General features: G+C 66.1%; 25 protein-coding genes. 1 reads left to right on the top strand and 24 read right to left on the bottom strand.

Annotation, left to right across the window (positions count from 1 at the left end; translation table 11 throughout):
- Positions 1 to 7: 7 nt before the first annotated feature.
- The 16 genes from M1D55_RS09855 to M1D55_RS09780 all read right to left on the bottom strand — a co-directional run bounded on the left by M1D55_RS09855 (position 8) and on the right by M1D55_RS09780 (position 15608).
- Positions 8 to 433: a CoA-binding protein gene (locus M1D55_RS09855; protein ID WP_006579587.1), complete on the bottom strand. Its 426-nt coding sequence runs from the start codon at positions 431 to 433 to the stop codon at positions 8 to 10.
- Between the two features lie 692 nt (positions 434 to 1125).
- Positions 1126 to 1542 carry a F0F1 ATP synthase subunit epsilon gene (locus M1D55_RS09850; protein WP_006579588.1) on the bottom strand — a complete coding sequence of 139 codons (417 nt, stop codon included), beginning with the start codon at positions 1540 to 1542 and terminating at the stop codon, positions 1126 to 1128.
- A gap of 87 nt (positions 1543 to 1629) precedes the next feature.
- Positions 1630 to 3033, bottom strand: coding sequence for a F0F1 ATP synthase subunit beta (gene atpD, locus M1D55_RS09845; protein ID WP_023264072.1), 1404 nt, complete (start codon positions 3031 to 3033; stop codon positions 1630 to 1632).
- Between the two features lie 45 nt (positions 3034 to 3078).
- Positions 3079 to 3954: a F0F1 ATP synthase subunit gamma gene (atpG, locus tag M1D55_RS09840; protein WP_006579749.1), complete on the bottom strand. Its 876-nt coding sequence runs from the start codon at positions 3952 to 3954 to the stop codon at positions 3079 to 3081.
- 83 nt (positions 3955 to 4037) lie between these two features.
- Entirely contained in the window at positions 4038 to 5579 is a 1542-nt protein-coding gene (atpA, locus tag M1D55_RS09835) for a F0F1 ATP synthase subunit alpha (protein ID WP_006579748.1), read from the bottom strand.
- A gap of 41 nt (positions 5580 to 5620) precedes the next feature.
- Positions 5621 to 6163 carry a F0F1 ATP synthase subunit delta gene (locus M1D55_RS09830; protein ID WP_064574737.1) on the bottom strand — a complete coding sequence of 181 codons (543 nt, stop codon included), beginning with the start codon at positions 6161 to 6163 and terminating at the stop codon, positions 5621 to 5623.
- 2 nt (positions 6164 to 6165) lie between these two features.
- Positions 6166 to 6636 (bottom strand): F0F1 ATP synthase subunit B, encoded by a 471-nt coding sequence (locus M1D55_RS09825; RefSeq protein ID WP_006579746.1) that lies wholly within the window; start codon positions 6634 to 6636, stop codon positions 6166 to 6168.
- A 98-nt stretch (positions 6637 to 6734) separates the two neighbouring features.
- Entirely contained in the window at positions 6735 to 7001 is a 267-nt protein-coding gene (gene atpE / locus M1D55_RS09820; protein ID WP_006579745.1) for a F0F1 ATP synthase subunit C, read from the bottom strand.
- Between the two features lie 64 nt (positions 7002 to 7065).
- On the bottom strand, positions 7066 to 7929 hold the full coding sequence (gene atpB, locus M1D55_RS09815; protein ID WP_043438836.1) for a F0F1 ATP synthase subunit A: 864 nt from the start codon (positions 7927 to 7929) through the stop codon (positions 7066 to 7068).
- 274 nt (positions 7930 to 8203) lie between these two features.
- The gene (locus M1D55_RS09810; RefSeq protein ID WP_006579742.1) at positions 8204 to 8674 is read right to left on the bottom strand and encodes an ATP synthase subunit I; all 471 of its coding nucleotides are present in this window, start codon (positions 8672 to 8674) and stop codon (positions 8204 to 8206) included.
- A gap of 354 nt (positions 8675 to 9028) precedes the next feature.
- Entirely contained in the window at positions 9029 to 9931 is a 903-nt protein-coding gene (locus tag M1D55_RS09805) for a ParB/RepB/Spo0J family partition protein (protein ID WP_023264074.1), read from the bottom strand.
- A gap of 34 nt (positions 9932 to 9965) precedes the next feature.
- Positions 9966 to 10748, bottom strand: a complete 783-nt coding sequence (locus M1D55_RS09800; protein ID WP_006579397.1) for a ParA family protein — start codon at positions 10746 to 10748, stop codon at positions 9966 to 9968.
- A gap of 25 nt (positions 10749 to 10773) precedes the next feature.
- Positions 10774 to 11526 (bottom strand): 16S rRNA (guanine(527)-N(7))-methyltransferase RsmG, encoded by a 753-nt coding sequence (rsmG, locus tag M1D55_RS09795; protein WP_440268221.1) that lies wholly within the window; start codon positions 11524 to 11526, stop codon positions 10774 to 10776.
- Entirely contained in the window at positions 11527 to 13470 is a 1944-nt protein-coding gene (gene mnmG / locus M1D55_RS09790) for a tRNA uridine-5-carboxymethylaminomethyl(34) synthesis enzyme MnmG (RefSeq protein ID WP_456282097.1), read from the bottom strand.
- Between the two features lie 279 nt (positions 13471 to 13749).
- Positions 13750 to 14604: an N-formylglutamate amidohydrolase gene (locus tag M1D55_RS09785; protein ID WP_456282096.1), complete on the bottom strand. Its 855-nt coding sequence runs from the start codon at positions 14602 to 14604 to the stop codon at positions 13750 to 13752.
- Positions 14604 to 15608 carry a tripartite tricarboxylate transporter substrate binding protein BugE gene (locus M1D55_RS09780; protein ID WP_064574744.1) on the bottom strand — a complete coding sequence of 335 codons (1005 nt, stop codon included), beginning with the start codon at positions 15606 to 15608 and terminating at the stop codon, positions 14604 to 14606. The genes M1D55_RS09785 and M1D55_RS09780 overlap by 1 nt, the downstream gene beginning before the upstream one ends.
- Positions 15609 to 15806: 198 nt before the next feature.
- Here M1D55_RS09780 and M1D55_RS09775 point away from each other — a divergent pair, with 198 nt between their 5' ends.
- The gene (locus M1D55_RS09775; protein ID WP_064574745.1) at positions 15807 to 16751 is read left to right on the top strand and encodes a LysR substrate-binding domain-containing protein; all 945 of its coding nucleotides are present in this window, start codon (positions 15807 to 15809) and stop codon (positions 16749 to 16751) included.
- 154 nt (positions 16752 to 16905) lie between these two features.
- On the opposite strand, the gene M1D55_RS09770 is transcribed toward M1D55_RS09775, so the two are convergent.
- From M1D55_RS09770 to M1D55_RS09735, 8 genes are all read right to left on the bottom strand, one after another.
- Positions 16906 to 17649, bottom strand: coding sequence for an ABC transporter ATP-binding protein (locus M1D55_RS09770; protein ID WP_006577649.1), 744 nt, complete (start codon positions 17647 to 17649; stop codon positions 16906 to 16908).
- A gap of 27 nt (positions 17650 to 17676) precedes the next feature.
- A complete protein-coding gene (locus M1D55_RS09765; protein ID WP_231906344.1) occupies positions 17677 to 19560 on the bottom strand; it encodes a branched-chain amino acid ABC transporter ATP-binding protein/permease in 1884 nt (627 codons plus the stop codon).
- Positions 19560 to 20612, bottom strand: a complete 1053-nt coding sequence (locus M1D55_RS09760; RefSeq protein WP_006577647.1) for a branched-chain amino acid ABC transporter permease — start codon at positions 20610 to 20612, stop codon at positions 19560 to 19562. The genes M1D55_RS09765 and M1D55_RS09760 overlap by 1 nt, the downstream gene beginning before the upstream one ends.
- A 333-nt stretch (positions 20613 to 20945) precedes the next feature.
- Positions 20946 to 22094, bottom strand: a complete 1149-nt coding sequence (locus M1D55_RS09755) for an ABC transporter substrate-binding protein (RefSeq protein WP_006577646.1) — start codon at positions 22092 to 22094, stop codon at positions 20946 to 20948.
- 325 nt (positions 22095 to 22419) lie between these two features.
- Positions 22420 to 23178, bottom strand: a complete 759-nt coding sequence (locus M1D55_RS09750) for a TSUP family transporter (RefSeq protein WP_064574747.1) — start codon at positions 23176 to 23178, stop codon at positions 22420 to 22422.
- Between the two features lie 130 nt (positions 23179 to 23308).
- Positions 23309 to 23758: a hypothetical protein gene (locus M1D55_RS09745; protein WP_064574749.1), complete on the bottom strand. Its 450-nt coding sequence runs from the start codon at positions 23756 to 23758 to the stop codon at positions 23309 to 23311.
- A gap of 427 nt (positions 23759 to 24185) precedes the next feature.
- The gene (locus tag M1D55_RS09740) at positions 24186 to 25103 is read right to left on the bottom strand and encodes a branched-chain amino acid ABC transporter permease (protein WP_231906345.1); all 918 of its coding nucleotides are present in this window, start codon (positions 25101 to 25103) and stop codon (positions 24186 to 24188) included.
- 149 nt (positions 25104 to 25252) lie between these two features.
- Entirely contained in the window at positions 25253 to 26137 is an 885-nt protein-coding gene (locus M1D55_RS09735) for a branched-chain amino acid ABC transporter permease (protein WP_006577643.1), read from the bottom strand.
- Between the last annotated feature and the right edge of the window lie 28 nt (positions 26138 to 26165).

Here is a 26165-nt window from a genome sequence, read left to right as displayed (position 1 = left end):
GCGGCGCTCAACTGCGCATCGACTCAATCTTGCTGCAGCGGTCCTGCACCGCCATCAGGCCGGCGCGCTTCGCACGGGCCAACGCCTCGTCGTTGACGATGCCCAGTTGCAGCCAGACCCCACGGGCGCCGATCGCGATCGCCTCGTCCACCACGGGCGGCACATCGGGCGAGCGCCGGAAGATATCGACCCAGTCGATGCGCGCGCCCTCCGCCGCCAACGCCTTGGCGGCGTCGTGCAGCGAGGCATGGCAGCGCTCGCCAAGGATCGACTCGCCGGCGTGGTTCGGGTTGACGGGCACGATCCGGTGGCCGTGCCGCTGCAGGAAGGCGGCCACCTCGTGGCTGGCGCGCTCGGGCTTGTCGGACAGGCCGACCACGGCGACCGTGCGCAGCTTCAACATGCCTTCGATATCGGCCTGCAAGGCGTCCATTCAGTGCTCCTCGACAAGCGGGCGGGTCGCCCGTTGCGATGGAACACTGCCGGTGCACGCCCCCCGCGTCAACCCCGGCGGGGTGACGCGGGGAGCAGTGCCGAAACGGAAATAGTCATGCACCAGAACGATGCCAGCGTGCGGCAGCCAACAAAGTGGCCCGATTTTTGTGGCTATTGCGGCGAATTTGCCGTCTTTTCGCTTTCAACTACTTGCAAACCGATACACTTTGTTACTGCCATCAGGGGAAGTTTCCCCCACAATGCTTTGACACAATGTGAACTTTGTGACGGCGCCGCAAGCCAGAGAGCCCCAGGCGCCCTGAAGAAAGCCCAGCAGCAGAATGTATTACCGGTGTCCCGATAGACGTCGCGAATAGTAGTGGATCGAGCGCGTGGTTGGATGCCGGTACGCGGCGAAAGGTAGCGAAGCCTGCAAGACAGGTTGTCCATGCAACAGGACACGCTACACATCGCCCGACCGAACCCGTTCCTTCGAATTGACCCCTCGAAGGGATTTTCCCGTCCGCGCGGAGCCTCCCCGGCCCGCGCGCTTTTTTTTGTCGTTTTAGTTTTTTGTCAGTGTTTGTCTGACTTCAGCCAACAGCATAGCTCGCATCATGAAAAAAGGCAGCCTCGCGGCTGCCTTTTTCCTTCGCGCTGACGAAAAAGCAACGCCTGAGCCGGCCGTGCTTACTTCTTCCGGCGCAGACGCGCGATGGCCGCCAGCTGGGCAGCGGCGACCGCCAGCTCGCTCTGCGCACGCGCCAGATCGAATTCGCTGCTCTGGTTCTGCAGCAGCTCCTCGGCCGCGCGCTTTGCTTCCTGCGCCTTGGCCTCGTCGAGGTCGGCGCCACGGATCGCGGTGTCGGCCAGCACGGTGACGTGCTTGGGCTGGACTTCCAGAATGCCGCCGGCGACGAACACGAACTCTTCGCTGCCGTCTTCCTTCTCGATCCGCACCGCACCCGGATGGATGCGCGTGATCAGCGGCGTGTGCCCGGGCAGGATGCCCAGCTCACCCGACTCGCCCGGCAGCGCCACGAACTTCGCCTGGCCGGAGAAGATCGAGGCTTCCGCGCTGACGACGTCTACAAGAATGGTTGCCATGTGAATTCCTTTGTCCAGTCGCTTCGCTTGCAACGGCGGCGCGCCCGCGCACGCAGACCGTGCCGGCGCGCCGTCGCATGGCGAGGCTTACTGGAGCTTCTTGGCCTTCTCGAAGGCTTCGTCGATCGAGCCGACCATGTAGAACGCCTGCTCGGGCAGGTGATCGCACTCGCCGTCCACCAGCATCTTGAAGCCGCGGATGGTTTCCTTCAGCGGCACGTACTTGCCCGGCGAACCCGTGAACACTTCCGCAACGTGGAAGGGCTGCGACAGGAAACGCTGGATCTTCCGTGCGCGCGCCACCGCCAGCTTGTCTTCCGGCGACAGTTCGTCCATGCCCAGAATCGCGATGATGTCGCGCAGTTCCTTGTAGCGCTGCAGCGTCTGCTGGACGCGGCGGGCCACTTCGTAGTGCTCGGTACCAACGATCTGCGGGTCGAGCTGACGCGAGGTCGAGTCGAGCGGGTCGACGGCCGGGTAGATACCCAGCGCGGCGATGTCACGCGACAGCACGACGGTCGAGTCCAGGTGCAGGAAGGTGGTGGCGGGCGACGGGTCGGTCAAGTCATCCGCGGGCACGTAGACGGCCTGGATCGAGGTGATCGAGCCGGTCTTGGTCGACGTGATGCGCTCCTGCAGCTTGCCCATTTCCTCGGCCAGCGTCGGCTGATAGCCCACGGCCGAAGGCATACGGCCCAGCAGTGCCGACACTTCGGTACCGGCCAGCGTGTAGCGGTAGATGTTGTCGACGAAGAACAGGATGTCGCGGCCTTCGTCACGGAAGCGCTCGGCCATGGTCAGGCCGGTCAGCGCCACGCGCAGACGGTTGCCCGGCGGCTCGTTCATCTGGCCGAACACCATGGCCACCTTGTCGAGCACGTTCGAGTCCTTCATTTCGTGGTAGAAGTCGTTCCCTTCACGGGTACGCTCGCCCACGCCGGCGAACACCGACAAGCCGCTGTGCTGCTTGGCGATGTTGTTGATCAGCTCCATCATGTTGACGGTCTTGCCGACGCCGGCACCGCCGAACAGGCCAACCTTGCCGCCCTTGGCGAACGGGCAGACCAGGTCGATCACCTTGATGCCGGTTTCGAGCAGGTCGACCGAAGGCGACAGCTCATCGAACTGCGGGGCCTTCTGGTGAATCGCGCGCACTTCGTCCGCGGCGATCGGGCCCGCTTCGTCGATGGGACGACCCAGCACGTCCATGATGCGGCCCAGCGTGCCGTGACCGACGGGCACCGAAATCGGCGCGCCGGTGTTCTTCACCGCCATGCCGCGGCGCAGGCCGTCGGACGAGCCCAGCGCGATGGTACGGACCACGCCGTCACCGAGCTGCTGCTGCACTTCGAAGGTCAGGCCCTTCTCGGCGAACGACGCTTCGTTGCTCTCTTCCAGCACCAGCGCGTCGTACACCTTCGGCAGCGCGTCGCGGGGGAACTCGATGTCCACCACGGCGCCAATACACTGCACAATATTTCCGATACTCATTTCGTATCTCCGATAGCTTGAATTCTTGACGCCCAGTCTCGTCAGTTACACCGCTGCCGCACCGCTGACGATTTCCGACAATTCCTTGGTGATCGCTGCCTGGCGGGTCTTGTTGTAGTCCAGCTGCAGTTCTGCAATCACGTTCTTGGCGTTGTCGGACGCCGCCTTCATGGCCACCATGCGTGCCGATTGCTCGGACGCCATGTTCTCGGCCACGGCTTGGTACACCAGCGCTTCGACGTAGCGGACCAGCAGGTCTTCCACCACCGTCTGGGCGTCGGGCTCGTAGATGTAATCCCACGAGTAAGCGCGCTTTTCCTCTTCGGTCTGCGCCATCCGCTCGGCGGACAGCGGCAGCAGCTGCTCGACCATCGGCTCCTGCTTCATGGTGTTGACGAACTTCGTGTACGCCAGGTACACGGCGTCCACCTCACCATTGGTGAAGGCGTCGAGCTGGACCTTGATCGCGCCGATCAGCTTTTCCAGATGCGGCGTATCGCCCAGATGCACCACGTGCGAGACCACCTTGGCGCCAACGCGGCCCAGGAACTGCATACCCTTGGTGCCGATCGCGGTGCTTTGCACCTGCACACCGCGGTTCTGCCATTCGCGCAGCTCGTTGGTGACGGCGCGCAGCACGTTGGTGTTCAGGCCGCCGCACAGCCCCTTGTCGGTCGTCACCACGATCAAGCCGGCGCGCTTGACGTCGCGCGCCTGCAGGAACGGATGCTTGAACTCCGGGTTGGCCGTGGCCAGGTGCGCGGCAATGTTGCGCACCTTCTCGGCGTACGGACGGGCAGCCCGCATCCGCTCCTGCGCCTTGCGCATCTTGGATGCGGCGACCATTTCCATCGCCTTGGTGATCTTGCGCGTGTTCTGCACGCTCTTGATCTTGGTTCGAATCTCTTTCGTTCCGGCCATATCTTCCTCTCCAGTCGTGCCGCGCCCCCGGCTGCCTTCCCTTTCAGGCGCAGGCCGGTTGCGCGGTCCGTGGAATCACGCGGTTAGAACGCGGCGGACTTCTTGAAATCCTCGATCGCGGCACGCAGGGCGGCTTCGTCGTCCTTCGACAGATCCTTGGTGTCTTCGATACGGTTGACGAGATCGGCGTACTTGGTCTTCAGGTGGTCGTGCAGGCCCTTTTCGAACGGCAGGATGTCCTTCACTTCCACGTTGTCGAGGAAGCCATTGTTGGCGGCGTACAGCGACGCGGCCAGCTGCCACACCTGCAGCGGCTGGTATTGCGGCTGCTTGAGCAGTTCCATCACGCGGCGGCCGCGCTCGAGCTGCTTGCGGGTGGCATCGTCCAGGTCCGAGGCGAACTGCGCGAACGCAGCCAGTTCACGGTACTGGGCCAGGTCGGTACGGATACCGCCGGACAGCTTCTTGATGACCTTGGTCTGGGCGGCGCCACCGACGCGCGACACCGAGATACCGGCGTTGATCGCGGGGCGGATACCGGCGTTGAACAGGTCGGTTTCCAGGAAGATCTGGCCGTCGGTAATCGAGATCACGTTGGTCGGCACGAACGCGGACACGTCGCCGGCCTGCGTTTCGATCACGGGCAGCGCGGTCAGCGAACCGGTCTTGCCCTTGACTTCGCCGTTCGTGAACTTCTCGACGTAGTCGGCGTTGACGCGCGCGGCGCGCTCCAGCAGACGCGAGTGCAGGTAGAACACGTCGCCGGGGTAGGCTTCGCGGCCCGGCGGGCGGCGCAGCAGCAGCGACACCTGGCGATAGGCCCAGGCCTGCTTGGTCAGGTCGTCATAGACGATCAGCGCGTCTTCGCCGCGATCGCGGAAGTACTCGCCCATCGTGCAGCCGGCGTAGGCGGCCAGGTACTGCATGGCAGCCGAGTCCGAAGCGGCGGCGGCCACCACGACCGTGTACTCCATCGCGCCGGTCTCTTCCAGCTTGCGCACCACGTTGGCGATCGTCGAAGCCTTCTGGCCGATAGCGACGTAGACGCAGAAGACGCCCTTGCCCTTCTGGTTGATGATCGCGTCGACGGCGACGGCGGTCTTGCCCGTCTGGCGGTCGCCGATGATCAGCTCGCGCTGGCCGCGGCCGATCGGCACCATCGCGTCGATCGACTTCAGGCCGGTCTGCACCGGCTGGCTCACCGACTGGCGTGCGATCACGCCCGGGGCGACCTTCTCGATCACGTCGGTCTGCTTGGCGTTGATCGGGCCCTTGCCATCGATCGGCTGGCCCAGCGTGTTGACCACGCGGCCCAGCAGTTCCTTGCCCACCGGCACTTCCAGAATGCGGCCGGTGCACTTGACCTGGTCGCCTTCCGAGATGTGCTCGTAGTCGCCCAGCACCACGGCGCCGACAGAGTCGCGCTCGAGGTTCAGCGCCAGGCCGAAGGTGTTGCCGGGGAATTCCAGCATCTCGCCCTGCATCACGCCGGACAGGCCGTGCACGCGGCAGATGCCATCGGTCACGGAAATCACCGTGCCGGTGTTGCGCACTTCAGCTTCGGCGCCAAGGCCCGAGATGCGGGACTTGATCAGCTCGCTGATTTCTGAGGGGTTCAGTTGCATCACAATGCTCCTAATTCTTCAATCCGTCGGCTGTCCGCACATCAGGCGGTCAGCGCGGCTTGCATGGCGGCCAGGCGCGCGCGCACCGAGGTGTCCAGCACTTCGTCGCCCACCTTGACGCGAACGCCGCCGATCAGCGAGGGGTCGACCGTCACGGCCGGCACCAGCTTGCGCCCGAACTTGCGTTCGAGCGAGGCGACCAGATCGGTCAGCGGCGCGCCGTCGAGCGGGAACGCGCTGGTGATTTCGACGTCGGCCGAACCTTCTTGGGCGTTCTTCAGCGCATGGAACTGCTCGGCAATCTCCGGCAGCACGGTCAGGCGGTCGTTGTCCACCAGCAACTGCACGAAGCGACGCGCCTCGTCGTTGACCGGAGACTTCAGCACCGACAGGAACAGTTCGGCCAGCTTGTCGCCGGGAACGTTCGGATCGTCGGCCAGCGCCTTGATCTCCGGGGTGGCCGCGACCTGCCCCATTTCCGAAACCAGCTCGGACCATGCACCCAGATTGCCGGCGTTGGCCTCGCTGGCGACGCGGAACAGCGCCTCGGCGTAGGGACGGGCAATGGTTGCGGTTTCTGCCATGATTAGAGCTCGGCCTTCAGTTGGTTGAGCAGGTCGGCGTGGACCTGCGCATTCACTTCACGCTTGAGGATCTGCTCTGCACCCTTGACGGCCAGCACGGCGACCTGGTCGCGCAGCTGCTCGCGTGCCTTGGTGACCTGCTGCTCGGCGTCCGCCTTCGCTTGCGCGATGATGCGTGCGGCTTCGGCCTGGGCGTTTTGCTTGATCTCTTCGGCGACCATCTGGGCGCGCTTCTCGGCGTCGGCGACGCGTTGCGCACCTTCGGCGCGGGCTTCGGCCAGAGCCACGTCCACGCGCTTGTTGGCCAGCTCGAGTTCGGCCTTGCCCTTTTCGGCAGCCGCGAGACCGTCGGCGATTTTCTTTGCGCGTTCGTCGAGCGCCTTCACCAGCGGCGGCCAAATGAATTTGGCGACAACCCACCACAGGATGAAGAACACGACCATCTGCGCAAAAAACGTTGCGTTCAGATTCATGGTGTGTTCCTTTCGGTAATCAAACTACAGATAAATGCGCAAAGGCGGCCAGGCTAGTGGCCTGCGCCGCCCGTCAGCATCATGCAGACCGAAAAGATTTACTGAATGACGGCCAGCAGCGGGTTGGCGAACGCGAACAGCATGGCCACGCCCACACCGATCAGGAATGCCGCGTCGATCAGGCCGGCCAGCAGGAACATCTTGGTCTGCAGCGGGTTCATCAGTTCCGGCTGACGCGCGCAGGCTTCGATGTACTTGCCACCCATCAGAGCGATACCCAGGCACGCACCGATCGCGCCCAGGCCGATGATGATGCCGATACCGATGGCGGTCAGACCCTGGATGTTGGCGAGAAATTCTTGCATGACGACTCCTTTAATTTGAGAAGAGACTTAGAACCAAAAAAACCAAAAACCAAAAAACCGGAAATCAGTGCTTGTCGTGTGCCTGGCCGAGGTACACCAGCGTCAGCATCATGAAAATGAAGGCCTGCAGCAGCACGATCAGGATGTGGAAGATCGCCCAGACCGCGCCGGCAATCACGTGGCCGACGAAGCCCAGAGCCGACAGGTCGGCGCCGAAGGTCCACATCGAGCCCAGCAGCGCGATCAGCAGGAACACCAGTTCGCCGGCGTACATATTGCCGAACAGTCGCATGCCGAGCGAAACGGCCTTGGCCAGGAATTCGATGATGTTCAGCACCAGGTTGAACGGGGCCAGGTACCACTTGCCGCCGAACGGGGCCGACAGCAGTTCGTGCGCGAAGCCGCCCGCGCCCTTGATCTTGAAGCTGTAGTAGATCATCAGGATCAGCACGGCGAACGACATGCCCAGCGTGCCGTTCAGGTCGGCGGTCGCGACGGCCTTGTGGTGCGGCAGGTGGAAGCCGAACACGCCCAGCAGGTGGTTCAGGCCGTGGACCCAGTCAACCGGGATCAGGTCGATCGCGTTCATCATGGTGATCCAGCAGAACACCATCAGCGCCAGCGGCGCAATCCACGAGCGGTCGCCGTGGATGATGCCCTTGGCCTGATCGTCGACCATCTCGACGATCATCTCGACGAAGGCCTGGAAGCGGCCCGGCACGCCGGCGGTGACACGGCGCGCGGCCATGTACAGGAACAGCACGGCGATCGCGCCGCACAGCACCGACCAGATCACGGTGTCGTAATTGATCACGCTGAAGTCGACCACGGAGGCCTGCTTGCCGCCGATCGAATTCAGGTTCTGCAAATGTTCGGCGATATAGCCGGATGGGGTGAGCGCGTTTTCAGCGCCTTGAGCAGTTGCCATGTCGAATCGAACCGTATATTGCGAAACCTGTTTGACCGGCATTCGCCATCGCGAACACTCGGTATGCTTCTTGCACCGCCTTCGGCTCGTCGGCCGGTCACCGCAATGCAAGACGCTTCGTTACTTCCCGACGCCGCGCCCGATTCCGATCGGTGCGACATCCAAACCTTGTTTTCTCGAAACCGGCCCTCAATTGCCCTGAATCAGGACAACGCGGCACCGGTTCGGGGCATGGCGTTCCGCAAATCGACGAATCGAAAATCGATCGAACCCTCTATCGAATCGCCAGCGCCACCCAGTACGTCTTCAACGCAAGCAGGAACGTGACCAGCATCGGCACCCAACGCAGATCGCGGTACAGCACCACCACCAGCACGAACAGCGCGACGGTGGCCAGCACCTTGATCGCCTCGCCGATCACCAGGCCGCCGATCGACGCACGGTCCCGCGCGAGCCACAGCCGGAAGGCGAAGAACGCGCTCGGCACGCAGCACACCGCGCCGCCGAACAGCGCCGACCAGCCGTACGGTCCGGCTTCGGGGCCGAACACCGCCCAGCCGATCGCCGACAACAGCGTCACCGCGACTTGCGCCAGTACCACCTTGCCCGGCGTCATCCGCGACGGCCGCAGCGCGCGTTCACCGAACAGCGACACCGCATCGTCGTGCGACAGTGGCCGGATCGGCGCGGGGCGCTCATCGTCGTCGCGCCAGTCGTCCTGGTCCCAGTCATCCGGCTGAGGCACGGAATTCCGCTCGGTACGGTCGGTATTCGATCCCGCGCGAGGCGGCTTGGGGTCTGTCGCCACTACAACTTGTCGGTCTGCCTGCTTGCAGTTCTGACCAGGAACTTTTCGTCCTCGGCCAGTATTCAAACCGCACGATTTTACGGGGAATGCGGATAACGAGTCAATCTGCTTACAGTTGCCTTGCAAGGCAAAACACCACAACTCTTGCTATCTCGCCTTGATCATGCTTGCGCGGATATTGCGCGGCAATGACCTGACACGTAATCGGATTGCGTAGCAAAAAAATGGCGCCGGGGGAAGAACCCGGCGCCATTCGCTTGGCTCCATTGGGCGATCATCGCCCAACCGTCTTCATGCGACCTGCCGCCCCGCGGCCGGTTCGCGCAGGCGGGCGAGCACGCCGTCCAGCGCATCGTTGCTGGAAAACTGGATCGTCAGCTGGCCCTTGCCGCGGGCGCCGAGCTTGATCTGCACCGGCATGCCGAGCGCGTCGGACAGCTCCTCCTCCAGCCGTGCCACATCGCGCGCGCCCTGGCCGGTCTTCTGCTTCAGCGACTTCAGATCGAAAGGCTTCAGCGTCGAGGTGACCAGCTTCTCGGTCTCGCGCACCGACAGCCGCTTGTTGACGATCTGGTTGGCCAGCGTGATCTGATGCGCGCCGTCCACCGCCAGCAGTGCGCGCGCATGGCCCATGTCGAGATCGCCGGCCATCAGCATCGTCTGCACCGGCTGCGCCAGGTTCAGCAGACGCAGCAGGTTCGACACCGCGCTGCGCGAGCGGCCGACCGACTCGGCTGCCTGCTCGTGGGTGAACTTGAATTCGCGGATCAGGCGCATGATGCCCTGCGCCTCTTCCAGCGGGTTCAGATCCTCGCGCTGGATGTTCTCGATCAGCGCCATCGCCGCGGCGGCCTCGTCGGCCACGTCCTTGATCAGCACCGGCACCTTGTCCAGGCCCGCCAGCTTCGACGCGCGAAAGCGCCGTTCGCCCGCGATGATCTCGTAGCGGTCCGGCTCGGCCACGCGCCGCACCAGGATCGGCTGCATCAGCCCCTGCGCGCGGATGCTGGCGGCAAGTTCCTGCAGCGCGCCCTCGTCCATCCGCGTGCGCGGCTGGTACTTGCCGGGCTGCAGCTGGTCGACGCGCAACACGGTGGGAGAACCGTCCTGGCGCGCCGCCTCGACGATCTCCGCCGGGCCGCCCAGCAGGGCTTCCAGCCCGCGGCCCAGGCCCTTCTTCTTCGCGGTACTCATGGTGGTGGCTCCTTGCTTGCTGCCGTTCGCCGGCTCAGGCGATCTGGCCCAGTTGCTTGACGCGCGCGATCATCTCGGCGCCGAAATCGAGGTAGGCCTTGGCGCCCTTCGACGCGGGATCGAAGGCCACGCCCGGCATGCCGTACGACGGCGCCTCGGCTAGACGGACATTGCGCGGGATCATCGTCTTGAACACCTTGTCGCCGAAGTGGGCTTCCAGCTGGGCGGACACCTGCTGCTGCAGCGTCACGCGCGGATCGAACATCACACGCAGCAGCCCGATGACCTTCAGGTCCTTGTTCAGGTTCGCGTGTACCTGCTTGATCGTATTGACCAGATCGGACAGCCCCTCCAGCGCGAAGTACTCGCACTGCATCGGCACGATCACGCCATGCGCGGCGCACAGGCCGTTCAGCGTCAGCAGCGACAGCGACGGCGGGCAGTCGATCAGCACGAAATCGTACTCGCCCTCGACCTCGGCCAGCGCCTGGCGCAGCCGGCGCTCGCGGTGTTCAAGCTCGACCAGTTCGACTTCGGCACCGGCCAGCTCGCGGTTCGCCGGCAGCACGTCGTACTTGCCGGACTCCGAACGCTGGCGCGCCTGCGGGATCGTGGCAAAGCCGACCAGCACCTGATAGACGCTGTGCTGCAGCCCCTGCTTGTCGATGCCAGAACCCATCGACGCATTGCCTTGCGGATCGAGATCGACCAGCAGCACGCGCTGCCCTTGCGCGGCAAGGCCAGCGGCGAGGTTCACCGTGGTGGTCGTCTTGCCCACCCCGCCCTTCTGGTTTGCGATCACGAATACCTTTGCCATAGGTTCTGCAGCTCCTCGCTTGTATTCAGTCGGCGCGCGCATCGCTGCGCTCGCCACGGCGCGACAGCACCACCAGGTGGCGCTGCGCGTCCAGTTCGGGCACCGCCAGCTGCGGCACCGCTTCGACCTGCCAGGCCGACATCAGTCCGGCCTGCTCCATCCGCTCCAGTTCCGCCTGCGGATAGACACCCTTCATCGCGATCAGGCGGCCGCCGGGCGCCAGCAGATGGCCGGCGAGCGTGACGAAATCGGTCAGCTCGGCGAAGGCCCGCGACGTGATCACGGCGAAGCCGTCGGCGTCCGCAAGCTTTTCCACCGGCCCCCAATGCGCCGCCGCATTGCCCAGCCGCAGCTGCGCACGGCACTGGGTCAGGAAGGCGGTCTTCTTCTGCACGATGTCGACCATCAGTACCGACACGTCGGGACAGGCGATCGCCAGCGGCAGGCCCGGCATGCCACCGCCCGAGCCGACGTCGAGCACCCTGCCCTGCGCGCCCGGCGCCACCTCGGGCCGGCGCGCCGCTTCGGCCAGCGCCGGCACCGCGGCCAGCGAGTCCAGCAGATGATGCGTCAGCATCTCGTCCGGATGGCGGATTGCCGTCAGGTTATAGGTGGCGTTCCATTTGCGCAGCAGCGCCAGATAGGCGAGCAGCGTCTCGATACGGGCACCGTCCAGCGGCAGGCCGATCGCGGCCAGGCCGGCCTCGAGGCGGCGGCGCTGGGCGGCCTCGTCGACCGCGCCGTGGCGCCGCGCCCGGGATGCTTGCAGACCGCTCACTCAGGCCGCCTCGCGGCCCGAGCCGGCCGTCTTGCCGCGCCCCATGCCCTTCTTCTTCAGATGTACCAACAGCAGCGAGATGGCCGCCGGGGTGACGCCCGAGATGCGCGAGGCCTGGCCAAGCGTCTGCGGACGGTGCTGGTTCAGCTTCTGGCTGACCTCGAAGCCGAGGCCGCGCACTTCGGTGTAGTCGAAGTCGTCCGGCAGCCGGGTCGATTCGTTGGCTTCCAGCTTGTCGACCTCGGCGGCCTGGCGGGCGATATAGCCGTGGTACTTGATGCCGATCTCGATCTGCTCGCGGATCTGTTCGGCCTGCAGCGGATCGTCGGCCAGCGGCTCGCCCGGCGCATGGCGACCGTCCTGCAGTGCCATCAGTGCCTCGTAGCCGACGCCCGGACGCCGCAGCAGGTCCGCCAGGCTGTATTCGCGCTCGATCGCCTTGCCGAGCAGCGGCACGGCATCCTCGGCCGGCAGCCTGGCCGGGTTGACCCAGGTGCTCTTCAGGCGCTCTGTTTCACGTGAAACAGCGTCGCGCTTGCGGTTGAAGGCGTCCCAGCGCGCGTCGTCGACCACGCCGAGCTCGCGGCCGATCTCGGTCAGCCGCATGTCAGCGTTGTCCTCGCGCAGGCTCAGGCGGAACTCGGCTCGGCTGGTGAACATCCGGTACGGCTCGGTCACGCCACGGGTGATCAGGTCGTCCACCAGCACGCCCAGGTACGCCTGGTCCCGGCGCGGCGCCCAGGCCTCGCGCTCCTGCGCATAGCGGCCGGCGTTGATGCCTGCCAGCAGCCCTTGGGCCGCGGCTTCTTCGTAGCCGGTGGTGCCATTGATCTGGCCGGCGAAGAACAGCCCGCCGATCGCCTTGCTCTCCAGCGAGGCCTTCAGCGCGCGCGGATCGAAGTAGTCGTACTCGATTGCATAGCCGGGACGCAGGATATGGGCGTTCTCGAGGCCGCGGATCGAATGCACCAGCTCCAGCTGGACATCGAACGGCAGGCTGGTCGAGATGCCGTTGGGATAGAACTCGTTGGTCGTCAGCCCTTCCGGCTCCAGGAAGATCTGGTGGCTTTCCTTGCTGGCAAAGCGATGGATCTTGTCCTCGATGCTCGGGCAGTAACGCGGCCCCACGCCTTCGATCACGCCGGTGTACATCGGCGAGCGGTCCAGCCCGCCACGGATGATCTCGTGGGTACGGGCATTGGTGTGGGTGATCCAGCACGGCAGCTGCTGCGGATGCTGCTCAGGACGGCCCAGGAACGAGAACACCGGCACCGGATCGAGGTCGCCGGGTTGCTCTTCCATCACCGAGAAGTCGATGGTACGGCCATCGATGCGCGGCGGCGTGCCGGTCTTCAGCCGGCCCTGCGGCAGCCTCAGCTCCTTGAGGCGGGCCGACAGCGTGACCGCCGCGGGATCGCCGGCGCGGCCGCCGGTGTAGTTGTCCAGCCCCACGTGGATCTTGCCGTCCAGGAAGGTGCCGGCCGTCAGCACCACCGCGCGGGCACGGAAACGGACACCAACCTGCGTCACGGCGCCAACCACGCGGTCGCCTTCGACCATCAGGTCGTCGACGGCCTGCTGGAACAGCATCAGATTGGGCTGGTTCTCCAGCCGGGTGCGGATCGCCTTGCGGTACAAGACACGATCGGCCTGGGCGCGCGTCGCACGCACGGCCGGGCCCTTGCTGGAATTCAGGATGCGGAACTGGATGCCGGCCTCGTCGGTGGCGGCCGCCATGGCGCCGCCAAGGGCGTCGACTTCCTTGACCAGATGCCCCTTGCCGATGCCGCCGATCGACGGATTGCAGCTCATCTGCCCGAGCGTCTCGATGCTATGGGTCAGCAGCAGCGTCTGGCAGCCCATACGGGCCGCGGCCAAGGCCGCTTCGGTGCCGGCATGGCCACCGCCGACGACAATGACATCGAATTCTTTCGGGTAAAGCATTGGGGGCACCTCCTCCGGGAGGCTGGAGAGGGAAAAACGGGATGCCGAATTATACCGGCATTCATTGGGGCATTCCGGACACGGGTCCGTTCCACGTGAAACATTGTGCTTCGGCGCCGCCATGTTTCACGTGGAACCTCCGGATTATCCTAGGTAGTCGCGGCCGTTGTTTCACGTGAAACAGGCCCAATCCTGGCCAGTTCGGGTGTTCCACGTGAAACAAAAAAGCCGGGCAATCGCCCGGCCTTGGATTACTCGCCTTCTCGCAACGTCAACGAATCACCGCCGCTGCCGCAGGTACTCCGCCACCCGCTCCAGCAGCCGTCCCATATCCCGCTGCACCGTGCCGAAGTTGGCATTGCGCTCACGGGTGCGCTCGTCCATATAGAGCGGACGCCGGATCTCGATTTGCAGGCTGTGGCGACGCTGCGCCGGCCTGCCGATCTGCGCGATCAGCTGCACGCCCTTGTACGGGTCGTTGCGAGCCACGGTATAGCCCATGTCGCGCAGCCCCAGCTCGATCAGCCCGACGAACTCCGGATCGCAGGTGGTGCCGTCGCGGTCGCCCAGCACGAAGTCGGCCAGCGGATGCGGGCTGACCTTCTTCAGGCGCTCGTAGGCATTGTTCGGCATCGAGTGCAGGTTCAGATGCCACACCGCGCCGAAGCGGCGGTAGGTCGCGTCCACCGCTTCCGCCAGCGCCGCATGGTACGGCCGGTAGTAGTGCTCGATCCGGTTGCGTACCTCCGCCACGCCGAGCTTGCGCGCGTAGATCGGCGTACTGGCGTCGATGTTGCGCCACACCAGGCCGAAGCCCAGCCGCGTCTTCTCGCCCGGTGCCAGCGGCTCGGGCCACGGCGCGTCCAGCAGCGCCGGGTCGAGATCGTCCGGCATCCGGTTCGGGTCGATATAGACGCGCGGGAAGTTCGCGGCGATCAGCGTGCCGCCGACCGCCGGTACCGCCTCCCACAGCGCGTCGACGTGGGTATCCTCCCCTTCGCGCAGCCGCGCCATCGGCACGGCGGCGCCAAAGTCTTCCGGATAGCGCGTGCCGCTGTGGGGCGAATCGCAGACCAGCGGCAGCGGTTCGCCCTCGGGCAGCCGGCGGACGATCGGTTCGAACGCCGCTGCCATCAGTTCAGCTCGATCTTGGCGGCCTTGGCCACGCGCGCGTAGCGAGCCATCGCCTGCTCGATCTGCACCTTGAACTGCTCGGGCGTGGTCGGCACCAGCGTGCCGCCCGATTCCTCGACCTTGCGCTTGAAGTCCGGGTTCTGCATCGCCTTGTGGATCGCGGCGTTCAGCTTGGCCACCACCGCGGCCGGCGTGCCGGCCGGCGCGACGATGCCGAACCAGCCGCCCTCGCCCATGTCCTTGAAGCCGAGTTCGGCGTAGGTCGGCACATCCGGCAGCTGCGCCGAGCGGTTGCCGCCCAGCACGGCCAGCGCGCGCAGGCGGCCGCCCTTGACGTGCGGCAGCGTCGACGACAGGTTGTCGGTGATCGCGTTGACCTGCCCCGCCACCGCGTCGTTCAACGCCACGCCAGCGCCCTTGTACGGCACATGCAGCAGATCGATGCCGGACAGCATCATGAAGTTCTCGATATTCACGTGACCCAGGGAACCGGTGCCCGGCGAGGCAAAGCTGTATTTGCCCGGGTTGGCCTTGGCCAGCGCGATGAATTCCTTCATGGTCTTGGCCGGCACGCTCGGATGGACCGCGAACACGCTGGGGATCGCCACCACGTTGGTCACCGGCACGAAGTCCTTGATCGGGTCGTAGCTGAGCTTCGGATAGACGGCCGGGTTCGAGCCATGCGTGCTGACCGTGGCCATGCCGATCGTGTAGCCATCCGGTGCCGAGCGGGCGACTTCGCCCATGCCCAGCGAGCCGCCTGCCCCACCCTTGTTCTCGACCACGATGGTCTGGCCCAGCTCGCGGCCGGCAAATTCGGCGACCAGGCGCGCCGACAAATCGGTCGACCCGCCAGCGGCGAACGGCACGACCAGGCGGATCGGGCGGCTGGGATAGTTGGCCGGCGCGGCGCTGGCCGCGGCGGGCAACAGCACGGCAGCGGCGATGGCGGTGGTCATGGCGGACAGCACAAAGCGACGACGCGTGGTCACGGCTCGGTTCATGGCGATGTTCTCCTTGGAATGGCCTTGTGTTCTATGTGGCAGAGGGTGCGGGGCGCGGATCCAGGGATCAACGACGCCCCGCGACGCGTCAAGTGTCGGGCAGTTTACCGAGCGTGCACAAACGACTATATTGCACGCTTCCATTACCAAAGTTCATTCTCGCGGCACCGCGCGTGCCGGTGAACGAAGAAGGCCCGCATGCGCCTGCGATCGCCGTCGATGTCCGAGCTGCACGCCTTCGCCACTGCGGCGCGGCTGGGCAGCTTCACGCGCGCCGCGGAGGAACTGTGCGTGACGCAGGGCGCAATCAGCCGGGCCATCGCCAGGCTGGAGGCGCACTTCGGCCAGCCGCTGGTCCAGCGCAACGCGCACCGGCTGGTACTGACCGCCGCCGGCCGAGGGTTTCTCGAGGCGGTGGCGGGACCGCTGGCGGCAATCGAATCGGCCAGCGCCGCACTGCTGGCCGGCGACCGCCAGCACCATCTGACGCTGTCCGCCCTGCCCACGCTGGCCAGCGTCTGGCTGGTGCCACGGCTGCCCGACTTCCATCGGCGCCATCCCGATATCCGGCTGGACTTCGTGCCCTACCGGCGCGACGAAGACTTCTCGGGTCCGGCGCCCGATGCGGCGCTGCTGGCGGGTACCGCCGCCAGCTGGCCCAATCTGCAGGTCGACTATGTGATCGGCAGCGAGATGGTGCCGGTCTGCCATCCCGAGCGCGCGCGGCTGCGGCACCAGGCCGGCCGGTGGCAAACGCCGGCGGACCTGCTGCAGGAGCCGCTGCTGTTCCACACCGGCGCGCCGGCAAACTGGCAGCACTGGTTCCACGCGGCGGGCGTACCCAACGCTGCGCCGACGCTGGCCACCGGTTTCGACCAGGTGTCGATCCTGGTGCAGGCGGTCAAGGCCGATATCGGCATCGCGGTGTTGCAGCGCTGCCTGGTACGCGACGAGATCGCGGCCGGCCGCGTGGTGGCGCCGTTCGACCTGCCGATCCGGCTGACGCGCGGCTATTTCCTGTGCGCGCCGCGGGAGCGGCGCGACCATCCGGCGCTGAATCGCTTCAGGCAGTGGTTGCTGGAGACGGCTGCACAGGATCCGGACGTGGCGCGGATCCGGGACAATGATTCACGAGATCGATGATTCTTCGGATATTCAAGCCGAGAACATTTTTTCCAATTATGAGTCTGCCCAAAGCATAACCACGAGAAATAATAACGGCGTGCTGCAGCACGCCGTTATTCTTGGCTCAGATGAAGACCCGCCCAACACAGCCCCGGGCGGTCTCAAATCACCGTCAAGCCGCCTTCTTCGCCAACCCCAGATAGGTCTCGATGACACGCGGGTCCGCCGCCAGTTCGTCGGCCGGCCCGGCCATCGCAATCTCTCCCGTCTCGATCACATAGCCGTAGTCGGCCACCTGCAATGCCGCGCGCGCATTCTGTTCGATCAACAGCGTCGCCACGCCGGTGCGGCGCAGGTCGTTGATGATGTGGAAGATCTCCTTGACGATCAGCGGCGCGAGACCGAGGCTCGGCTCGTCCAGCATCAGCAGTTCCGGCTTTGCCATCAGCGCGCGGCCGACCGCCAGCATCTGGCGCTCGCCACCGGACAGCGTGCCGGCATCCTGGCGCGCGCGCTCGCGCAGCCGCGGGAACAGTTCGTAGACCACGTCCATCTGGTCCAGGAAGTTCTTCTCGCCGGCGCGCTTGCGGCGGAAGGCGCCGAGCCGCAGGTTGTCCTCGACGCTCATCGAGCCGAACAGCTCGCGCTTCTCCGGCACCAGGCACATGCCGCGCGCGACCCGGCCCTCGACAGGAATGCCCGCCATGTCATGGCCCAGGTAGGACACCGTGCCGCTGGCCGAGCCGGTCGGCGGCAGCGCGCCCATGATCGCGTTCAGCATCGTCGATTTGCCGGCGCCGTTGGGTCCGATCACCGTGACGATCCTGCCGGCCTCGACCGACAGGCTGGCCCCGTGTACCGCCTCGACCTTGCCGTAGCGGACATGCAGGTCGTTGACTTCGAGAATCACGCTCACCGCTCGCTCCTGATCCCTTCCTGATCCTTATTCCACGCCGCCCAGATAGGCCTCGAGCACCGCGGGGTTCTTCTGCACTTCGTCGGGCACGCCTTCGGCGATGCGCGTACCGAACTCCATCACCACCAGCCGGTCGGTCAGGTTCATCACGAAGTCCATGTCGTGCTCGACCAGCAGCACGCTCATGCCTTCGCCCTTGAGCTTGCGCAGCAGTTCGGCCAGCGCCTGCTTTTCCTTGTAGCGCAGGCCCGCGGCCGGCTCGTCGAGCAGCAGCAGCGCGGGATCGCAGCACAGCGCACGGGCAATCTCGAGAATGCGCTGCTGGCCCAGCGCCAGGCTGCCCGCTTCCATATACATGCAGTCGGCCAGGCCCACGCGCTCGAGCTGGCGCTTCGCCTCGAACAGCAGCTTGGCTTCTTCGCCGCGATTCATCCGCAGGATCGCCGCGGACACGCCGCCCTGGGGCCGGTAGTCGCCGCGCAGGTGCGCGCCGATCGCGACGTTCTCGAGCACCGTCATCGTCGGCAGCAGATGCACGTGCTGGAAGGTACGGCCGATGCCGCGCTTGACGATCTCGCGCGACGGCAGATTGGTGATCGCCTCGCCGCGATACCGCACCTCGCCGCGGGTCAGCGGCAGCACGCCGGTGACCAGATTGAAGGTGGTCGACTTGCCCGCGCCATTGGGCCCGATCAGCCCGACGATCTCGCCGGCGCGCACCTGGAAGCTGACGTCATTGACCGCCACCAGCCCGCCGAACTCCTTGCGTGCGGCGCGCACGTCGAGGATCAGTTCGCCGGCCTGCGGTTTCTGCCGCACCGGGAGCGCGGCGGCCTGCTCGGGCGCGCGCACCGGCGGCCCGCTCGGCCACACCTTGCGCACGAACGGCCAGAGCCCCTCGCGCGCATACTGCAGCAGCAGCACCAGCAGCACGCCGAACACGATGATCTCGAAGTTGCCGTTGGCGCCCAGCAGCTTCGGTAGCACGCCCTGCAGCATGTCCTTCAGGATGGTCAGGATCCCGGCGCCGAGCACCGCGCCCCAGACATGGCCGACGCCGCCGACCACCGCCATGAACAGGTACTCGATGCCGTAGTTCAGGCCGAACGGCGTCGGGTTCACCGCCCGCTGCAAGTGCGCGTACAGGAAGCCGGAGATGCAGGCCAGCACCGCGGCGACGACGAACACCACGACCTTCATCCATGCGGTATTGACGCCCATCGCCTCGGCCATCACGCCACCGCCCTTCAGCGCGCGAATGGCGCGGCCCGGACGCGAATCGAGCAGGTTCTGCATCGCCAGCACCGCCAGCAGCACCACGACCCAGATCAGATAGAACATCGAGCGGCCGGACTGCAGCTCGAAGCCCAGCAGCGACAGCACCGGGATGCCGTTCAGGCCGTCGTACTTGCCGAGGAATTCGAGATTGCCGAACAGGAAGAACAGCGACAGCCCCCAGGCGATCGTCGCCAGCGGCAAGTAATGCCCCGACATCCGCATCGTGATCAGGCCGATCACATAGGCCGATGCCATCGTGATCACCAATCCGACCAGCAGGCCGAACCAGGGCGACAGCCCGTACTGCGTGGTCAGGTAGGCGGTGCTGTAGGCGCCCAGGCCGACGAAGGCCGCCTGGCCGAACGAGGTCATGCCGCCGACGCCGGTCAGCAGCACCAGGCCGATCGCGACGATGCTGTACAGGCCGATGTAGTTGCCGAGCGTGATCCAGAACTCGGGCGTCGGCAGGACCGGCAGCAACGCCAGGATCGCCGCGAACGCGATCAGGAGCAGCCGGTTGCGCAGGTTCGCGCCGCCGGAGATCGCGCTCGGAGCCGGGATCGGCTGCGTCGCGGCCGCCGCCGTGTCGGACGCCTGCTGCGTCCCCGTGGTGCGTGTGGCTTGCCGTTGCATCATTCCTCGTCTTCCACATGTTTGCTGGTCAGCGAGCGCCACAGCAGCACCGGAATGATCAGCGTGAACACGATGACCTCCTTGAACGCACTGGCCCAGAAGGACGAATAGGATTCGAGCAGCCCGACCAGCAGCGCGCCGGCGGCCGCCACCGGATAGCTGACCAGTCCGCCGACGATCGCGCCGACGAAGCCCTTCAGGCCGATCAGGAAGCCGGACTCGTAGTAGACCGTGGTCAGCGGCGCGATCAGGATGCCGCACAGCGCGCCCATCGCGGCCGCCAGCGTGAACGACAGCCGGCCGGCCTGCGTGGTGCCGATGCCGACCAGGCGCGCGCCCAGCCGGTTGACCGCGGTGGCGCGCAGCGCCTTGCCGGTCAGCGTGCGGTCGAAATAGAAGTACAGGCCGGCGATCAACAGGCCGGACACGCCGATCACCCACAGGCTCTGGCCCGACACTGACAGCGCGCCGACGTCGAAGCGCGCGTCGGAGAACGCGGTGGTGCGCGAACCCTCGGCGCCGAACATCACCAGCCCCAGCCCGACCAGCGCGAAGTGCACGCCGACCGAGACGATCAGCAGCACCAGCGTGCTGGCCTCGGCCAGCGGCTGGTAGGCGATCCGGTACAGCATCGGGCCCATCGGCACCACGATCAGCAGCGTCAGCGCGATCTGCGCCAGCATCGGCAGCGGCTGCGCGCCATAGGCCTGCGTCAGCCAGTGCACCGCAAACGGAAAGACCAGGTACTTGCCGGCCAGCACCGCCAGCCGGCTGCCGGCGCTGCGGCGCAGTTCGGCGCTGCGCAGCACGGTGGCGCCCTCGTAGACGAAGGTCAGCACGCCCATCGCCACCAGCAGCCACGAGGTCTGCGGCGCATGGCCCGCCTGCATCACCGCCAGCGTCAGCGCGCCGTAGGCGACGAACTCCCCTTGCGGGATGAAGATGACGCGGGTCACCGAAAACACCAGCACCAGGGCCAGCGCCAACAGCGCGTAGATCGCGCCGGAGGTGATGCCGTCCTGAGCCAGGATGGCCGCAATCGAGAGGTCCATGATCTCCCCGAGGAGTTGCCGCGATGCAGCGAATTACGAAATAGTAAAGGTCTTACGCTACGAGGAAATCCGCGCGAACCCTAGCGCCGGTATCTGTCTGTGGGTCTTCTCCCCTCTCCCGCCTGCGGGAGAGGGGTCGGGGGAGAGGGCAAGGACGTACCCAATAGCGATCCGGGCCGGCATAACAACCGCCGTTCTCTCTCCCCCAGCCTCTCTCCCGCGCGCGGGAGAGGGGAGCGTCCCACGGCAAACGGAAAGCGCGCGCCCGTCAAAACAAAAAAGGCGCATGGTGCGTCCATGCGCCCTGCCGCGCGGCGAAGCTGCCAGGCGTTGCTACTTCTGCAGCTTCCACTTGCCGTCGACGATCTGCACCATCACGCGCGAGCGCTGGTCCAGGCCCAGATGGTCGGTCGGGCTCATCGTCATGATGCCGTGCGAGACCGGCAGCTCCTTCGTTTGCTCCAGCGCATCGCGCAGCGCCTTGCGGAACTCCGGCGTGCCCGGCTGCGCCTTCTTCAGCGCGACCGGAATCGCGCGCTCGAGCAGCAGGCCGGCATCCCAGGCGTGGCCGCCGAAGGTCGAGACCTGGCCGCCGAAGGCCTTCTCGTAGGCGGTCTTGTAGGTCAGCGCCGGCTTCTTGACCGGATTGCTGTCGGGCAGCTGTTCCGCGACCAGCAGCGGGCCGGCCGGCAGCAGCGCGCCTTCGCAGTCCTTGCCGCAGACGCGCAGGAAGTCGGGGTTGGCGACGCCGTGGGTCTGGTAGATCTTGCCCTTGTAGCCGCGCTCCTTCAGCGCCTTGGCGGGCAGCGCCGACGGGGTGCCCGAACCGGCGATCAGCACCGCGTCCGGATTGCTGGCCATGATCTTCAGCACCTGGCCGGTGACCGAGGTATCGGTGCGGGCGAAGCGCTCGGTGGCCACCACCTTGATCTTGCGGATGTCCGCCACCTTGGCGAACTCCTGCGACCAGCTCTCGCCGTAGGCATCCGCGAAGCCGATGAAGGCCACCGTCTTCACGTTGTTGTTGCCCATGTGCTCCGAGATCGCGGTCGCCATGTGCGAGTCGTTCTGCGGGGTCTTGAAGACCCAGGCGCGCTTGGCGTCCATCGGTTCGATGATGCGCGCCGACGCCGCCATCGTGATCATCGGCGTGCCGCTCTCGGCGACCACGTCGACCATCGCCAGCGAGTTCGGCGTCACGGTCGAGCCGACCACGGCATCGACCTTGTCCTCGCTGATCAGCTTGCGGGTGTTCTTGACGGCGGTGGTGCTGTCGGAGGCGTCGTCGAGCACGATGTATTCGACCTTCTTGCCGGCGATCTCCTTCGGCAGCAGCGTGAAGGTGTTCTTCTCCGGGATGCCCAGCGAAGCCGCCGGACCGGTCGCCGATACCGTGACCCCGATCTTGATCTGGGCCTGGGCGGCGCCGGCGCACAGACAGGCGGCGGCGAAGGCCAGCATGCTGGCGCGCTTGAAATTCATCGTGTCTCCTTCTTCTCTCAAACCGTCCGGCATCGCCACGGCTTGCGCCGATCCGCGCCTGGCTTGTTGTTCCGACGGATCCGGCGGTGCTTGTCGCCGCCTTTTGGCCGTCGTGCCCGATCCCGTCCGCGCGTGCCCTCTTGCGAGGGTCGCCGCCGTTCGTCCGCGGTCAATACAGATCCGCGACGAACTCGGCCGACGCCGGCTTCGATTCGCCGACCGAGCGGTCGGGAATTCGCACCGAGTCTAACACAGCCCCCCTTGCCGCCAAGGCAGGATTAACCCGCATCGCCAGCATCGGCGCGGCTTTCGGCGGTGCGGAGCGTCAGCCGGCAAAGGCGTCCCAGGCGGTCTTCAGGATCAGCGCGGTGACCACCAGCAGGAACACCTTGCGCACGAATCCGCTGCCGTGTTTCAGCGCAAGCCGGCTGCCGAGCTGGCTGCCAATCACGTTGCCCACCGCCATCACCAGACCGAGTTCCCACCAGACATGGCCCTTGAAGCCGAGCAGCATCAGCGCGGCGACATTGGTGGCGAGGTTGACCAGCTTGGTCGATGCCGCCGCGTGCAGGAAGTCGTAGCCGAACAGCCGTACGAACATGATCATCAGGAAGCTGCCGGTGCCCGGCCCGAAGATGCCGTCGTAGAAGCCGATCGCGGCGCCGCCGACCAACGCAACCCAGCGCTCGCGCGCGCCGGACAGCGTCGGTGCATGTTCGGCGCCGAGGTCCTTCTTGGCGAGCGTATAGATCAGCAGGATCGCCAGCACGAACGGCAGCAGCTTGCGCAGCGGTTCGGCCGGCACCAGCGTCAGCGTGTAGGCGCCGGCCATCGAGCAGGCGAAGGCGGCCACCACGGCGGGCGCGGTCGCGCCCCAATAGATCCGCACGCTGCGCGCGTAGCGCACCGCGGCGTTTAAGGTGCCCGCCATCGACGCAACCTTGGTGGTGCCGATCAGCGTCGCCGGCGCGTGGCTCGGGTACGCGCTGAAGATGGCGGGAATCTGTATCAGGCCGCCGCCGCCGGCGACCGCGTCGATCAGGCCGGCCAGCAAGGCGGCGGCAAACAGGAAGGCAAACTCCATTCGAATTTCCGGGAAAAAAGCGGGGAAGCGGGAAAGCAGGAAAGCGGAAAAGGAAAGCGCAGGCCGCGGCCGGGGGATCGGCAGTCCAGGGGCGCCACCGAGACCGGAACGGTCGAGGGCTGCGGTCGGATCAGGCCAGTTGCTTGGCGGCCGGGGCCAGGTCGCGGTGCCACAGGCCGCACGGCAGCCGGCTCAGCCCACCGCCCGGATCACGGTCCGGATCGCCGTCCGGATCGCCGTCCGGATCACCGGCACCGGGCAGCCCCGGCGCCCACAGCAGATGGCGCACGCCATGCGCGCGGCACCAGCCGGCGAGCCAGTCCCGGCAAGAAGCGAGGATTGCACCACTTTCGTGCGCACCGGGCAAGCACCAGGCTTCGGCCGCCAGCGCCGCCAGGCCGCCCAGATCGAGGCGCGGCACCAGCTGGACCGGCAGGCAGCCGACCAGCGCGCCGTCGCGCGACGCCAGCAGGCACAGGCCAAGCTCGGGCCGCTGCAGCAGCCGCTCGAGCATCGCGGCGCGGCCCCGCTGCAGCAGCACCGGCGCCGGCGCGCACGCCTGCAGCCAGTCCGCCAGCATTGGCTGGTCGGCCGGAAAAGCCTGTCGAATCAGATAGTTGGGAGTTGGCGCGAGGACGCCGGAAGGGCCGGAACGGCCGCAAGTGGCTGAAGAGGTGGGGTCGGACGGAGACGGCATGGCGGTCGCGGGCAAGGCGCGCATTGTCTCACGGAGCACGGCATAAATTAAAAAGGGCGTTGCCGAGGATCACCCGTCAACGCCCTTTCCTTATTTAACGCTGCTTCCTCACGGAATGCTCATCGTGGGTGCGCGCCTGTCGTCTCCTCGCTTCCGCCTCCATTTAACCTGCGAAAACCGTGACTGCAATGTAACGAAGCGGTGCGTATCGAACAAGCTAGAAAAAACCCTAGCCCTAAAAACGGGCATGTATCCCGGCGGCCACTCCCCAATTCGGCCGCCCTGCCCCGCCGGGACGGCGGCGATGCCGCTAATGGCGGCCGCGCGAGAACAGCGCCTGCAGCTCGCCCATGATGCCGCGACGGAACAGCAGCACGCAGATCACGAAGATCACGCCGGTCACCATCGTCACCGACTCGCCCAGCGAGTTGAACCATTCGACGCCGGTGGCCGAGGCCAGGAAGCTGCCGATGTCGCCCAGCTTGTTCTCCAGCGCGACGATCACGAAGGCGCCGACGATCGGACCCGACAGCGTGCCGAGGCCGCCGACCAGCGTCATCAGGATCACCGTGCCGGACATCGACCAGTGCACGTCGGTCAGCGTCTCGAAGCCCAGCACCAGCGCCTTGATCGCGCCGGCCAGCCCCGACAGCGCCGCCGACAGCACGAAGGCCATCAGCTTGAAGCGGTCGGTGTCGTAGCCCAGCGAGATCGCGCGCGGCTCGTTCTCCTTGATCGCCTTCAGGATCTGGCCGAACGGCGAATGCACGGTGCGGACGATCAGCGCGAAGGCCAGCACCAGGATCAGCAGCGCGACGTAGTACAGCGTCAGGTCGTCCGACAGCGACAGCACGCCGAACAGCTTGCCGCGCGGAATGCCCTGCAGCCCGTCCTCGCCGCCGGTGAACGGCGCCTGCAGGCAGAAGAAGAACAGCATCTGCGCCAGCGCCAGCGTGATCATCGAGAAATAGATGCCCTGGCGCCGGATCGCCAGCGCGCCGACCACATAGCCGATCGCCGCGCCGGCCAGCGTGCCGAGCACCAGCCCGACTTCCGGCGTCACGCCCCACACCTTCATCGCATGGCCCGCCACATAGCCAGCGCCGCCGAAGAAGGCCGCGTGGCCGAACGACAGCAGGCCGGTGTAGCCGATCAGCAGATTGAACGCGCAGGCAAACAGCGCGAAGCACAGCACCTTCAGCACGAACACCGGATAGGCGCCGGCCATCGGCGCGGCGATCAGCGCGACCAGCAGCAGGCCATAGAACAGCAGCGGCACGGTACGCGGCACGCCGCCGCGCGCGGCGCCGGCCTGCGCCGGCGTCGAGGCTTGCGTGCCCTGGGGTCCCTGTGCGCGCGATGCGCTTTGTCCGTCCATCACTTCTCCCTCCCGAACAGCCCGGCCGGCCGCAGCAGCAATACGATCACCATGATCAGGAACACCACGGTCGACGACGCTTCCGGATAGAACACCTTGGTCAGCCCCTCGATCACGCCCAGGCCGAGGCCGGTGACAATCGAACCGAGGATCGAGCCCATGCCGCCGATCACGACCACCGCGAACACCACGATGATCAGGTTCTGCCCCATCAGTGGGGAGATCTGGATCACCGGCGCGGCCAGCACGCCGGCGAAGGCGGCCAGCGCGACGCCAAAGCCGTAGGTCAGCGTGACCATCAGCGGCACGTTGACGCCGAAGGCCTCGACCAGCTTCGGGTTCTCGGTGCCGGCGCGCAGATAGGCGCCGAGCTTGGTCTTCTCGATCATGTACCAGGTCGCCAGGCACACCGCCAGCGAGGCCACCACGACCCAGGCGCGGTAGTTCGGCAGGATCATGAAGCCGAGGTCGGTCGCGCCCGACAGCAGTTCCGGCGTCGAATACGGCAGGCCCGAGACGCCGTAGATCGAGCGGAACACGCCCTCGATCACCAGCGTGATGCCCAGCGTCAGCAGCAGGCCATAGATATGGTCCAGCTTGTAGATCCAGCGCAGCATCGTCTTCTCGATGACCACGCCGAGCACGCCGACCACGACCGGAGCGAGCAGCAGCATCACCCAGTAGTTGAGCCCGGCGTACTCCATGCCCATCCAGGCCAGCACCGCGCCGAGCATGAACAGCGCGCCGTGCGCGAAATTGATGACGTTGAGCAGGCCGAAGATCACCGCCAGGCCAAGGCTCAACATCGCATAGAACGCCCCGTTGACCAGCCCGAGCAGCAGCTGGGACAACATGGCGGGCAAGGGAATACCGAAGATGTCCATCGCAGGCTTCAGCTATGCGGCGCCGCGG

The sequence above is a fragment of the Cupriavidus sp. JZ107 genome (genome assembly GCF_053903255.1).
Note: the sequence above shows the minus strand (reverse complement) of the source record. Positions and strands in the feature narration are given on the sequence as shown.